Annotated in this window: 11 protein-coding genes; 5 read left to right on the plus strand and 6 right to left on the minus strand. The window is 49.8% G+C overall.

Annotated features, from left to right (window positions below):
- Positions 1-34 precede the first annotated feature (34 nt).
- Positions 35-793 carry a peptidase associated/transthyretin-like domain-containing protein gene (locus ACR9Y8_RS06235; protein ID WP_481212377.1) on the plus strand — a complete coding sequence of 253 codons (759 nt, stop codon included), beginning with the start codon at positions 35-37 and terminating at the stop codon, positions 791-793.
- Positions 794-889: 96 nt separating this feature from the next.
- Here ACR9Y8_RS06235 and ACR9Y8_RS06240 read toward each other — a convergent pair whose 3' ends face one another.
- From ACR9Y8_RS06240 to ACR9Y8_RS06260, 5 genes are all read right to left on the minus strand, one after another.
- Positions 890-2,059, minus strand: a complete 1,170-nt coding sequence (locus ACR9Y8_RS06240) for an SGNH/GDSL hydrolase family protein (protein WP_481212378.1) — start codon at positions 2,057-2,059, stop codon at positions 890-892.
- 5 nt (positions 2,060-2,064) lie between these two features.
- Positions 2,065-4,302, minus strand: coding sequence for an alpha-galactosidase (locus tag ACR9Y8_RS06245; protein ID WP_481212379.1), 2,238 nt, complete (start codon positions 4,300-4,302; stop codon positions 2,065-2,067).
- 2 nt (positions 4,303-4,304) lie between these two features.
- Positions 4,305-6,644, minus strand: a complete 2,340-nt coding sequence (locus ACR9Y8_RS06250; protein WP_481212380.1) for a glycoside hydrolase family 95 protein — start codon at positions 6,642-6,644, stop codon at positions 4,305-4,307.
- Positions 6,645-6,823: 179 nt separating this feature from the next.
- The gene (locus tag ACR9Y8_RS06255; RefSeq protein WP_481212381.1) at positions 6,824-7,567 is read right to left on the minus strand and encodes an SDR family NAD(P)-dependent oxidoreductase; all 744 of its coding nucleotides are present in this window, start codon (positions 7,565-7,567) and stop codon (positions 6,824-6,826) included.
- A 65-nt stretch (positions 7,568-7,632) separates the two neighbouring features.
- Positions 7,633-8,505, minus strand: a complete 873-nt coding sequence (locus tag ACR9Y8_RS06260; RefSeq protein ID WP_481212382.1) for a helix-turn-helix domain-containing protein — start codon at positions 8,503-8,505, stop codon at positions 7,633-7,635.
- Between the two features lie 80 nt (positions 8,506-8,585).
- On the opposite strand from ACR9Y8_RS06260, the gene ACR9Y8_RS06265 reads away from it, so the two are divergent.
- The 3 genes from ACR9Y8_RS06265 to ACR9Y8_RS06275 all read left to right on the plus strand — a co-directional run bounded on the left by ACR9Y8_RS06265 (position 8,586) and on the right by ACR9Y8_RS06275 (position 10,359).
- Positions 8,586-9,500 (plus strand): helix-turn-helix domain-containing protein, encoded by a 915-nt coding sequence (locus tag ACR9Y8_RS06265; protein WP_481212383.1) that lies wholly within the window; start codon positions 8,586-8,588, stop codon positions 9,498-9,500.
- 77 nt (positions 9,501-9,577) lie between these two features.
- Positions 9,578-10,042, plus strand: coding sequence for a hypothetical protein (locus ACR9Y8_RS06270; RefSeq protein WP_481212384.1), 465 nt, complete (start codon positions 9,578-9,580; stop codon positions 10,040-10,042).
- A gap of 2 nt (positions 10,043-10,044) precedes the next feature.
- Positions 10,045-10,359, plus strand: a complete 315-nt coding sequence (locus ACR9Y8_RS06275) for a DUF3817 domain-containing protein (RefSeq protein WP_481212385.1) — start codon at positions 10,045-10,047, stop codon at positions 10,357-10,359.
- A gap of 152 nt (positions 10,360-10,511) precedes the next feature.
- Here ACR9Y8_RS06275 and ACR9Y8_RS06280 read toward each other — a convergent pair whose 3' ends face one another.
- Positions 10,512-11,405 (minus strand): PfkB family carbohydrate kinase, encoded by an 894-nt coding sequence (locus ACR9Y8_RS06280; RefSeq protein ID WP_481212386.1) that lies wholly within the window; start codon positions 11,403-11,405, stop codon positions 10,512-10,514.
- A 130-nt stretch (positions 11,406-11,535) separates the two neighbouring features.
- On the opposite strand from ACR9Y8_RS06280, the gene ACR9Y8_RS06285 reads away from it, so the two are divergent.
- Positions 11,536-13,920 carry a CehA/McbA family metallohydrolase gene (locus ACR9Y8_RS06285; protein WP_481212387.1) on the plus strand — a complete coding sequence of 795 codons (2,385 nt, stop codon included), beginning with the start codon at positions 11,536-11,538 and terminating at the stop codon, positions 13,918-13,920.
- The last annotated feature ends 64 nt before the right edge of the window (positions 13,921-13,984 follow it).

Here is a 13,984-nt window from a genome sequence, read left to right on the forward strand (position 1 = left end):
AGCATTCCTTGCTTTTAATTATATTGCAGCGCTCATGTGTACATCAACCTACCATATCCGTCTAATACCTGTATTACTATTCTTCTTCATCATACAGGCCTGCAAACAAGCACCCTCGTCTGCTGTAACCATCACCGGAAAGGTGCTGGATGAAAAAAGTAATAAACCCGTACCAGGCATTAATGTCCGCCTGGAAGCTGTTCTTTCATCCGCGAAGGATACACAACTGACAGCCACAGTAACAGACCACGAGGGAAAGTACACTATCACAACCGGGCGTGGAACTATTGACCGGTACACAGATACCGCCAACGCCAACTACCAGCAAGGTTCTTTACGGCTGGTGGCAGAACCGGTGCAGGCGCAAGAACAGCGGCAATACAAGAACCCCTACAAAACCGGGCAAAAAGGCGCTCCATTCCTCTTTTTTAGCCAGGTAGGACTACCTGCCAAAATTTTGGAACAAAACAATATTGCCCAGGATATTAAAATGCAAACAGGGGCCATCATCATATGTCGCAACCCGCTGACAGATACTGCTACTCATATATTTCTTGATGTAACAGGCCTTCAAAAACCGCAGGACCACTTCAGAATTATCGTTACCGATCACCGGTACCTCGTTGTACGCCCGGACCATCCCTACTTGTTGAACATCATCCACCAGCTTCCCGGTATGGATAGTATCGCCGCTGAACAGATCATAAAACAGGATACCCTCCGGCTCAAACCGATGGATACGCTGGTAGTCAACATCTCTTCCGACATGTTGAAGCTTCCCCTTAACCGGTAGTTTAAATGATCCGATTATACACCCTCGCGGTTGCTGGCTTTATATTGTTCGGGAGATACGTTCATATGCTTCTTGAAGAGTAACGTGGAGGCAGACCTATTCATTCACCAGGAAATACACGATCCGGCATATATTTTTGGATGAGCCCTGGTGTAGACCGCCGGTTTCTAAACGCAAAATATGCTTTTCCGGCTTTAATTCATCGCCCAGCATTAGGTACCAGGGCAGGTAAAGAATCTTACTCCATTGCGTGTGCAGATCAAGTTCCTTTACGGGTTGACCGTCGATGCTGTAACGGATATAGCCCGCATCGGGGCCAGATACAATAGCGATACCTATTGCCCTTCCGGTAAAAGGCAGTTCCAATGCGGCTTCGTTGCCGTCAGACACCAGCATAGGCACATGTACAAAGCCGGGCCGGGTGCCCAGGCTGTCTGTTGGCTGCCAGGACTCGTCTATGGAGAAACCTTTTTTATTGATCGCGTTGTGGATATCGTAGTAATCGGCGTGTACGTAACTGAAAGGATCTATAGGTGGTGGAAGCTTTGCTTTTACCAACTTCACCGGAGTAGGTTTATTCGCTTCTGCGGCCAACAAGCGCTGTATAGATTTAAAATAAAGTTCCTGGCCAAAGGGGGATGGATGCAGGTCTTTAAAATCACCCTCCCAGCTAAACTCTCCCTTATCAATACGCTCTGTCACCTCTTTAGCCAGGTTAATGAAGGGAAGATGATAGTATTTGGCTATGTCGTTATGGAGCTGTACTTCCGCAGGTACTTTGCCGCTGCGGTAGTCTTTCATTTTATCCGGGTCTACAAAAGCCATCATTACAATATTGGCTGCGGGGTTCACTGTCAGCATATGCCGCACAATCCCTTCAAGGGCGCGTTGCTGTGTTCCGGGAGGCGTACCATTTACTTTGTCGTTCACAGCTGACTCCACAAACAACAGGTCTACGTTCCCTTTGCTGATCACATCCTTGTTAAACCGGAATGCGTGCGGCAAACTGCCCAATGAAGGGATGCCTGCATTGACGAAATTAAAACGGGTGGCAGGATAAGTGGTGGAAAGATATTCGCACACCTTATCCCGCCAGCCTTTCATATTGGTGATGGAACCACCCAGGAAAACAACATTCGCCTGCTGCTTTACTTTGACCTGGTAAAAAGCATTATCCAGGTTGCCGTAGCACTCGATATAACTGTTCCGGGCAGATGCCGGAAAAACAGCCAATACACTAAAAGCCAGTAAGAGCAGGTACTTCATGCGGCTTATATTTCATCTATCTGAAGGATCACACTGGTTCGGCGGTTATTTACGTCCGGGTTGAAGCCTACCTTCATCAGGAAATCGCCGGAGTACACTTTGTCAGCGTCAATAGTGGATTTTGTACCGGGATAAAGGTTTACTTCTTTGATCTTATATTTCCCCTTGGCTTTAAGGCCTTTCAGGCGGATAGGCAGCTTGCTGCCTTCGTCATAACGGTTATTCACAAGATAGTTGAAGATAACGCCGGAAGACTGTTGTTCATCCAGGTAGAGCACGGATGCCACACTGCCTTCACGCGGATTAGCCAGGCGGTATTGATTGCCCTGCCAGATGATATGCTTCAGTGCATCGTAAGTCTTTACTGCCTGCTGGGCATATTTCAGATCGTTCTCATTCAGCTTGCTGACAACAATATCAAAGCCCAGTTTACCCATCATGGCCACATCGGTACGGAACTTCAGCGGCTGTTTGCCCCAGTCTGTTACGTGGTTAGAACTGCTGATGGCCGGGTAGAAATAAGAATACTCCCATTGTATAAAGATGCGCTCCAGCGGATCTGTGTTATCGCTGGGCCAGAACTCAGTGAAGTATTGCAAAGCGGCGTAGTCAACGCGGCCGCCACCGCCGGAGCATAACATCATCGGCACGGTAGGGTATTTCTTGCGGATGCGCTCCAGGACTTTATATAACCCGCGCATGTATTCAATAAAGAAATGCGACTGGTTCTTCAGATGAGCCGAATACGCATTATAGATCACGGCATTACAATCCCATTTGATATAGGCCAGGTCCGGGCTTTTAGTGAACAGATCATCAATCACCTTGAAAACAAACTCCTGTACTTCAGGATTGCCCAGGTCCAGCACCAGCTGGTTGCGGAAATAATGTTCTTCTCTCTTCGGCTGACGGATCACCCAATCCTTATGCTTCTCGTATAATTCGCTTTTGGGGTTCACCATTTCCGGCTCTACCCATATACCGAATTTCACACCGTCTGCCTGTGCCTGTTTTACCAGGGAAGTAACGCCATTGGGCAGTTTGGTCTTATTCTCCTGCCAGTCGCCCAGGCCTGCATGATCGTCATTCCTGGGATATTTGTTGGCGAACCAGCCGTCGTCCAGCAGGAACAGGTCTACACCCAATGCTTTGGTATCCTTGAAGAGTGCAAACAGCTTTTCTTCGTTAAAGTCAAAATAGGTGGACTCCCAGTTATTCAGCAGGGTAAGACGTTCGCCCTTACCATTCAGCAGTTTATAGTTCCTGGCCCAGCGCTGCAGGTTACGGCTTGCATCGCCTTTACCGGTATTTGAAAAGGTGTACAGGAAAGCGGGTGTAGTGAAGGCCTCGTTGGGCGTCAGCGTATAGTCTGATGCGTAGTTATTGATACCGGCGATAATACGCAGGTTGTCCTGCGGATCCAGTTCCAGGTCTACCCTGAAATTTCCGCTGTATTCCATTGCCCCATACAGCACAGTGCCTTCGTCTTCGGCGGCAGGCTTACCGAAGGAAACCATGAACACGGAAGGCTGGAAAAGGTTGGCACGGGTACCCAGCTTAGTATCCAGCGTTTTGATGCCGTGTGTCAGCCTTGATTCTTCTGGCTGCATTTCTTTTGCCCAGTCGCCATGATACTGCGTGAGCCAGTAGGCAGGCGCCTGCAGGTGAACGTTGGCGGATGCAAACTTGTGCAGCACTACATTTCCTTTTTCATGGTGGCGGATCTCGCTCCACTGCTCTACCACATCTTCTTTAAACCAGCTTTTATAAAAGAGTGTTACTTCAAAGTCGTATACCGGATCTTTTAGCCGGATCGTCAACAGGGATATGTTGTCGTCTACTTTTGTCAGCTCGTGACTTACATATTTCAGATCAAGTGAGTTGTTGCCGTCAGCATGCGTCACTGCAATGGCTGGTTCTGCCAGGTTACGGGAACCGGCGGGCGTATAGGCGGCGCTCAGCTGATTGGTATAATCTCCTGACTGGCGGTAAGTACCTTGTACCAGGGCATACTCGGCGTCGTTTGCGAGTTGCTCGCCAAAATAGATCGTGTTAAGGTCTTTACTGTCTGTTACCTGCAACACCTGCGCGTGATGCGCTGTCTGAACGGGAATAGTGATCTGCTGTGCCACTGCAAGTTGGGCTACCAGCAATACGCTTGATAACGTGGTTAAATATACTTTTGCCTGCATGTTGTAATAGTTCCGGAAATGAGTATCCAATTTATAGTTTCGTACTGACATTTCTAAATTTTCTCCGTCATAATTTGCTTCATTTCCCCGTTCACCTTCACTTTTACCTCCTGCGGAACCGCTGAGGCAATACGATAACCTGTTACGTGGCCGTCCTTCCAGGTGATATCTACAGTAATATTTCCCCTGGCTTTGAGCCCTTTAACGGCGCCTGAAGATTTCCACTGGTCAGGGATCGCAGGCAGCAGGTCTATATACCCGGCATGGCTTTGCAGCAGCATTTCGGCCAGCGCGGCTTCGCCGCCAAAATTGGCATCTATCTGGAAAGGAGGACCGGCAGAAAGCAGGTTTGGATAAATGCCGCCTCCGCCACCGTAATTGATATGTGTTTTCAGGGTGGGCCGCATCAGGTCTTTGAATAATTTGTAAGCACGGTTGCCATCGCGCAAGCGGGCCCAGAAAAGTTGTTTGTAAGCAATAGACCATCCCGGGCCATCATCTCCCCTGGCCTCCAGCGTTTTCTTACAGGCGGCTGCCAATTCCGGCGTACCCTCAGGCGTAATCAGCGGTGCGGGATATAGCCCATATAAATGGGAAAGATGGCGGTGATGTGGCTCCGTTTCTTTATACTCCTCCAGCCATTCCATCAGGCGACCGTCTTTCCCTACTACGCCTGCAGGCGGGATCTGCCGGAGCTGGTCTTCCAGTTTCCTACGGAGATCTTCATCTTTTCCCAGCGCTGCGGAGGCGGTGATCACGTTGGTGAATAGTTCCCGGATGATCTGGTTATCGATCGTGGGCCCGTTACATATGCTGGTTGATTTACCGTTAGGCAGCAAAAAGGAGTTTTCCGGGGATGAAGAAGGCGAGGTGACCAGCCATCCTTTCTGCGGATCTTTCACCAGCATACTGCTGTAGAATTGTGCAGCGCCTTTCAGCACCGGGTAAATATCCGCCAGGTATTTTTTGTCGTTGCTGAATGCATAGTGCTCCCAAAGGTTATTACACAACCAGCCGGAGCCTGATTTAGTAATGCCCCAGGAAGCGCTTTCTCCCGGCTCCGTGAATCCCCATACGTTGGTGATCACATGGGCTACCCAACCTTCTGCATTGTAATAGGCTTTGGCGGTTCGCTGTCCTGGTTCCACCAATCCTTTTACCAGCGCTGCCAGCGGCAGGTTCAGCTCAGACAGGTTAGTCACTTCCACCGGCCAGTGGTTCATCTGAACATTCACGTCCAGGTGATAATCGCCGTTCCAGGGCGTCTGGATCTGGTTGGCCCAAAGCCCCTGCAGGTTGGGTGGCAAGAGCCCTACCCTTGTACTGCTGATGGTGAGATACCTGCCGAACTGCAGGAACAATGCGGACAGGGCGTCATCTGCCTCAGGATGTTCCTGGAAAGCCGCCAGCCTTTTATCCGTAGTCAGCTGATCAGCACTGCTGGCGCCGAGCTGCAGGCTCAAACGATTGAATAGTTTCTGATAATTGGTGGTATGCTGTTGGAGCTGCGTAGTGTAAGGCTTTTTCATACCAGCAGCCAGCAGTTGTTGTACACGTTCCTTAAAACGCGGGCTACGGAAATCAGTGCCCATCGAGACAACGATGAGCACTTCCGTAGCATCTTTAATGAACAGTGAATGAAGATCTGTAGTTAAACGGCCGCCGGTAAGCTTCGCCGTTACCTGCGCCAGGTACTGCATACCGGGTTTGTCTGTGCCGCTTTCTAATTGGCCGGACATCTGCAGGATGTTTGCTGACGCGCTTAAGCTAGCCTTTTCGGGACGATTCATCGTTACCCGCAGGCTCAGCTGCCCTGGCTGGGAAGCCCTGAGCCGCACCAGGCCTATATCATCGCCGAAGCTGGTAAAATATTCCCGGGTATAGGTAACGCCGTTCACTTTATAAGTAGCCTTTGCCACGGCTGTATTCAGCGACAATTCCCTTTGGTAATCAGTGAACGCGATATTACTATCCGCCATTCCCTTGTAATCAAATGCCAGTTCCAGGTTACCCAGGGTCTGGAAACAGCCGAAAGGTACGTCAGCAGACCCTTTACCCGTGCAGGTAAATGATTTATCCATAATAGCCTGCGCTTCATCATTCCGGCCCTCAGCCAGCAGTTGTCTGATCTGCGGCAACAGTTTATAGGCATCGTAGTTATTGGCGTCCTGCGGTGCGCCAGACCAGAGCGTGATATCATTCAAAACAATCTTCTCGGTGCCAACGCCCCCATCGGGCATCATGCCCAGGCGGCCGTTGCCCAGTGGCAGGGTTTCTTCCCATACAGCCGCAGGTTCGTCATACCATAAACGCAGGGGCTTGTGCTGCGCGAAGGAAACGGCGCTGGCCGTTATCAGCAGTAAAGGAACTGCGATCAATTGCTTAAAGGTCATTGCTTGTTATTACGGTTAATGCTGTACCAGTGTGCCTACTGTTGCCAGGATAAAACTATCTTCATCACGTTTAACAGGAAATAGACAAATCTGCTATATTGATGGATTATACTATTATTTTTCGAAATAAAAAAGGCAGGAGTATTTGCTCCTGCCTTTTTTATTTCATTCGCATGCCGCTACCAGGGGATCTCTCCCGCAGCATTAAAAAATTTGCCGCTGGGACCAGCGTCATCCAGCATGGCGTATCCTGCGATGGTACGGGCAGCGTCTGCTGCTTTTCCTGCACCACTGAAGTTGTTCATGGCGGTAGCAGTATAGCCGGGACAAACGCTGTTTACTTTAAAAGGTGTATCCGCAAGCTGGTAAGCCAGCATAATGGTGTAGCAATTGAGCGCTGTCTTGGAAGGCCCGTAAGCTTTGTCTTTCAGTTGATAGAATGGCCAGGAAGGATCCTGGTGTAATTGAAGGGAACCTACTTCACTGGATACATTCACGATCCTGGGCTGTGCAGACTTTTGCAGCAAAGGCAGCATGGCGCTCGTAACCCTGATTGGGCCAAAGTAATTTGTATCAAATACCTGCTGCGCATTCAGGGTACCTGCCGCGCCCTCCGGCGCGGGGAAAGCGCCCAGGATGCCTGCATTATTAATCAGTACGTCCAATGTGATTCCTTTTGCGCTAAGGGCGGCGGCCGCCGCATCCACGGACGACTGACTGGTAACGTCGAGTTCCAGCAGTTCGCAGTTACTGCCTAACCCTCCAAGGGTTTCGAACCCTTGGAGGGTTTTGACTGCCGCTGTTCCCAAGCTAACATTCCTGCACCCCAGGTAAACAAAATACCCTTGCTCCAATAAATATTTCGCGGTTTCGAAACCAATGCCTTTATTGGCTCCTGTGATCAATGCCGTCTTCATTTTCATGTGATGATAATTTTGATGAGCACAAAATTCATCAAGGACGGCCGGAAGGATGGGGACAAATCACTTTAATAATGTGACAAATCCTGAACGGTTTTCATAAACTCCGTAGTGCTTTTTCCGGTCGTCTTTTTAAACAGGCGGGAGAAATAACCGGGATCGGTGAAGCCCAGCTCATAGGCCAGCTCCTTTATGGAGGTCTCAGAATAGTATAACCTGCGTTGTGCCTCCACCATCAGGCGCTTAGTAATGAACTCTTTGGGAGAGACGCCGGCATAATGCTTTACGATGTTGTAGAGGCTATTAGTGGTTAACGACAGGCTATCAGCAATGGTTTGTACGGCAGGCTGCTCCATGAACTGCTCTTCCACTATCAGCTTAAACCCGATAAACTTTGAGAGATGCCCCTCCGGGTCGTTCGTTCGCTTATTATTGGCCAGGTAGGTATGGTTGCACTCAGTCAGCAGGGTATTGAGGTTAGACAATACCAGTTCAGGGTTGGCATCTGGCTCCTGCAGCAGCTGGGTCAGCAGGCCGAAAAGGGTCTTTACCCGCTGCAGCGTTTTTTCATCGAAACTTAGCAGCTGGTTGCCCAGGGGATTGAGCAGGAACAGGAAAGGCCTGGGCAGCAGCGATAAACAATGCTGGTCAAAATGCAGTACGGCATAGTGCAGCGGCTGTATCCTTTGTGAAATGAGATGGACCTGGTGTGGCAGCACAAACAACAGCTGTCCTTCATTTATTGTAACAGGCTGCATGTCGACAGCGTGCTCAGAATGTCCTTTTCCTACCAGCAAAAATACGTAATGCCGGCTTCTATGCGGGCTGAGGAGCTGCCGGTAAATATGCTCCGGCATGTGCACATTACAGTTAGTGATCACTCGTATATTCAGTTTGTTATGCTGCTTTAAACTGTCCAGCAGCTTGGATTGATCCAGCATAAACGCAAAGTAAACTGAAAATCCTAATTTTACCGGTTTTTGGAAAAGTCCGCAAGAATCAGAATAAAGACCTTACATCCATGCGCAGCAAAAGCAAGATCAACGTTTATGACCCTACCTCCTTTCTGCCCAGGTTCATGCCTTCTGATGAACTGATGGCTCTCATGAAAGCAGGCTATGAAAAATTCCTGGTCGTAAAGCTAGAAGATATGTACCGCCATGTTACAAACGCGGTACCCGCCTCCAGGTCGCTTACCCACTCCTGCCTGTACCTGACCTCGGGAGAAGCGAATATGAGGATCGGCAGTGAGTCTTATACCATCCATAAAGACCAGATGCTGTTTGTGCCTGCCGGGCAGGTATTCTCCTTCGGCGAAAAGGATGTAAACAAAGGCTACCTTTGTTCTTTCCACGAAGACATACTAACAGGAAAATTTGGCAGCAGCGAACTGTTAAAGGATTTTGAGTTCCTGCAGGTATGGGGCAATCCACGCATTGTGCTGCCGCAGCAAACATCAAAGTTCATACTACAGCTTTTTAAGCGCATCTTACATGAGTACACGCAAAACGGCCTTAATACGCTTAATATTATCCAGCCCTATTTTATTGCCCTGCTGTGCGAAGTTAATACTGCCTACCAGCCCGTTTCTTCCAGCACCCAAACGATGTCGGTCACCATCACAAACAGGTTTAAAAGCCTTCTTTTCTCCCATATCCGTGAACATCACCTGGTAAGCGACTATGCCGCACTGCTCAACATCTCCCCGAACCATCTCAACAAATCGGTAAAAGCCATTACCGGCAAATCTCCCACCAGATGGATAGATGAGACCATTGTGCTCGAAGCGAAGGTGCTGTTAAGCCAAACCCGGTTCACTATCAGCGAAATAGCCACTGAAGTGGGCATAGACGATCAATCCTATTTCACAAGGCTGTTCAGGAAATACGAAGGCCTCACTCCATCTGAATTCCGGGCAAAGATTGAAAAGTCCTAATAATCCCACTATCCGTCCTAACAATAAGTGACATCCGTTCGGAGCTTTGCACAGCAAAAACGCAAAGCATATCATTCATGTATTCTTTATTGTTATTCACGCACTCGCTGTGGAGATGGTTCGTGCTGATCAGCCTTGTCTATGCTATCTTCAGAGGGATCAGGGGACGGATAAAGCAGCTTCCCTTTACAGCCACGGACAACAGGGCCAGGCATTTCACCGCCACCATTGCCCACATCCAGCTGATCATCGGTTATGCCTTGTATTTTAACAGCCCGGTGATCAGTTACTTCAGGAGCAATTTCCATACGGCTGTACGCCAGCCCGAATTCCTGTTCTTCGGATTGATCCATATTATCGGCATGACCACTTCCATTGTGCTCATCACAGTTGGTTCATCCATGTCTAAACGTCAGGCTACAGACCGGGAGAAATTCAGCGTGATGGCGTTCTGGTTCATACTGGCCCTGATCATGATATTCGTTACCATACCCTGGCCTTTTTCGCCGCTGGCAAACAGGCCTTACTTAAGACACTTTTAATTATGAGCACCTTTTTCACCACAAAGCTTGGGCGCCTGCGCCTGATCGGTTTCCTGGAAGGCATTTCCTTATTAGTACTTGCGGGCATTGGAGTTCCCTTAAAATATGCGGGGGGCGATCCTTCGCTCGTTAAAATGATGGGCCCCGTACACGGGCTGCTGTTCCTGCTGTTTATTGTTAATACGATCAGTGTGGGAATAGCGTATCGATGGCAGTTCGGCAGTACCACCTGGAAAGTGCTGCTGGCTTGCATCATCCCTTTCGGTACGTTTTATATAGACCGGAAGATCTTATCTAAAATGGCGCCGGTACTGTGACCTGCCTGGGAAGTAGGTATATGCAAGGTATTGGGAGGGCATTTTTGTGCTGGCTATTGTGCTATCCGTCGCCATTGCCTGGCTGACAGTAGACTATAAAGCGGTAAAAGCAGCGCTGGTGAATCCAGTTAAAAGCCTGAAAGCAGAATAGATCACTGCGGGATCACCATCTGTTTTTCTGTGTTGGCAAGTAAGCTCAATACATCTTCACGGGTACCGGTAAAAGGCCCGGACGACTGGATCTTAAGGGTTGCCATTGCAGCGGCAAATTCGCCTGCATCCTGTAAAGAAGCGCCTTTGATGCGTTGGTATAAGAAGCCGGCCATGTAGGTATCGCCGCAACCAGTGGCGTCGATCACCGCGGCGGGCACATAAGCAGGAATATTGTAGAAGGTACGGCCGTTGTAAATCACAGATCCCATGCTGCCCAGGGTGATCACCACTTCTTTCACGCCCCAGTCATACAGCACCTGTGCGCCTTTGCGGACATCCTTGATGCCTGTCAGCACTTCCATTTCCGATTCATTGGCCTTCAGGGTTTGTATGTACTGCAGCCCTTCTTTCTTGGCCTGCCAGTCGATAGGAATGACCTGTTTGTTTTCCACTTTACGCAAATATCCCTGAACATCCAGTGATACTTTGCCTTTTGCAGCCAGGGCTTTGATCAGCTCTACCGGCATATCATCCGCCAGCAAGGGGCCAAGGTGGAAAATACGGGCATTGATATTCAACAGCTGCTCCGGTGTAAAAGCATCCGCCTTTTGCAATACTCTTTGTGTGCGGTGGTCCTGGTTCTCCGAATAGATATTCTCGAAATAAACGGTATGCTCGCTGGGCAATACATTCACCTCGATGCCTTTGGCCCGCAGCTCTTCGACTACATGCATTTCGCTTTCAGCCAGCGCGGTCACCAAAGTATAGTTTACATTCATGTTGCGGATGGCATTGGAGAAATAAAAGGAGGTGCCGCCCGCCATATGCACCACAGATTTAGTCGTAACTACTTTGTCGAGAGTGATATGCCCTACACAACAGATATCGTACATGTGCTTAAACTAATGATAACAAATAACTAACAAATAGGTAACAAAAGTAGCTAATAACTCAGGATTTTTGGCACATTTTCGCCATTTTCGCTATAAATCCCGCTGTTTACCCATATAAATCCGACTTAAAGTGAGACCCATTCTGCATATACTGTTTTGTCTGTTGCCGGTCATATTTACCTGCCAGATACCAGCGCTCCATGCACAGGACCACGACCTGGTGCCTGATGTGGAACCGCAACCCTTATTGGCCCAGGCCTTACGACTGGACGATGCCCTTACTTTCCTGGGCAGCGCCCTCTCCAAAGAGGACAGTAAACGCCTGAAGGCCCTGCAGCACGCGCCCCTGACACCAGCCACTTCCAGTATCGTTCAGCAGATCCTGGACCCTTACTGCCTGGCGATGGTTAACATCAATCCTGAAGCACGCGTAAAAGTGAGTAGAGGCCCGTCAGCCGCCAGGTTAGTACAGGGCGGTTGGACCAGTTTCCTGGTAAAGGTGCACAACGAAGCAGGCGTTACAGCACAGCTGAGAGCTGCCAGTCCGCAGGCATTGCAGGCACTGCATATTTCCACTTACTCACCCCGTATGCTCCCTAAAAACAAGCTCTCTCCCGGGGAAGTACAGCAGCGCTTCCTGGAGATGCAAATGTACCGCAACCCGCCACTGCTCCAGCATCTGTCAGGGCTTAAGCTGGAATACGCGGTGGTGCAGATCTACAGTAAGGACGCCGGCAAGCGGGAAGCACAGCTTGGCTTCGACATTGGCCAGGGCACCCAGGACATTGGTTTCCGCAACGCCATACCGGTACTGTTCGATATCCATCCCTCTGTGAAAGTAGTATTGCGTGTGCAGGACGAGGATGGCTCGCCCGTGATGGGCTCTTTCACTATTACCGATGGTATAGACCGCATCAGCCGGGATAGCCTTCGTAAGCCCGATTACCGTTTAACCCTTGCCGGTACTGAATACCAGGTACCCTCTGCAGCGCTGACGGGCATCTATCCCCTGCCCTCCCGTCGCGTGGCGGCAACAGACGAATATCCTGACTTCTTCTTCCAGCCCCAGGTATACCGGGCAGATGGAGAGCATATATTGCTGCCACCGGGTACATATAAGGTGGTTTTTACCAGGGGACCAGAATACATTCCCCTGATCCAAACGCTGGAGGTGAAAGCCGGACAGGCTTCCATGACGGCCATCTTCCACCTGCAACGCTGGATCAACATGGCGGCCCTGGGATGGTACAGCGCAGATCATCATATACACGCCGCTGGCTGCAGTCATTACGAAAGCCCTGAAGAAGGTGTACGCCCGCCGGATATGTGGCGGCAGATCATTGGCGAAGATCTCCGCATCGGCGCCGTACTGGCCTGGGGACCAGGCTGGTATCATCAGAAAGAATATTTCACCGGTAAGAACGATTCTCTGTCTACCGCTAGCAATATCATGCGTTATGATGTGGAAGTATCCGGCTTCCCCTCTTCTCATGCGGGGCACGTTGTACTATTACGGCTAAAGGAAGATGATTACCCGGGCACCAGCAGTATTGAAGACTGGCCCAGCTGGACGCAGCCGGTGCTGCAATGGGCAAGATCACAAGGAGCGGTGACCGGCTATGCGCATTCCGGCTGGGGACTGGAGCCAACACAAGCCGCCAAAGGATTGCCCAACTATGTGCTACCCAGGATGGATGGCATCGGGGCCAACGAATACGTGGTGACCGTTACAGAAGGGCTGGTAGACTTCTACAGCGCCGGCGATACCCCTGCACCCTGGGAATTGAATATGTGGTATCATACGCTCAACTGCGGGTTCAGGACAAGGCTCAGCGGCGAAACTGATTTCCCCTGCATCTTTGATGAACGCGTAGGTATTGCCCGCAGCTACTTCAAAGCAGATGGACCTTTGAACTACGATGCGTATATCGCCGCCATTAAAAAAGGAAGATGCTATGTGTCCGATGGGTATTCTCACATTATCGATTTCAAGGTGAATGGATCAGAAGCCGGCACGGCCAACAGCGAAGTATCCTTACAGCAGCCGCAAACTGTTACGGTTACCGCAAAAGCAGCAGCCTATTTACCCGCTGTACAGGATGAGAAAGGAAAGCAGATCGCCGCCAGGCCTTTAACAGAACAGCCCTACTGGCATATTGAGCGCGCCCGCATCGGTAACACAAGGCAGGTAAATGTTGAACTGCTCATCAACGGTGTGCCGGTTGATACCACGCAGATAACAGCAGACGGCCAGCTGCGTGATATACAGTTCTCTTACGCCATACAACAATCCGGCTGGGCCGCGCTCAGGATCTTTCCCAGTGTGCATACTAACCCCGTGTTCATCATTGTAGATGGTAAACCAATTCATGTACAACAAAGCGCGGAATGGTGCAAACAGGCGGTAGAACAATGCTGGAAGATGAAGCAGGATAATATACGTCCGGCAGAACGGGAAGCCGCACGAGCGGCCTATGAACAGGCACGTAAGGTTTATGAAAATATGCTGCGTTAAAGAATTATATTTGTGAGAATAGCCATGCTATGATAATACCACGTTGTCGTACGTACTTAAAAAA

The sequence above is a fragment of the Chitinophaga sp. SVR4-12A genome (genome assembly GCF_056754765.1).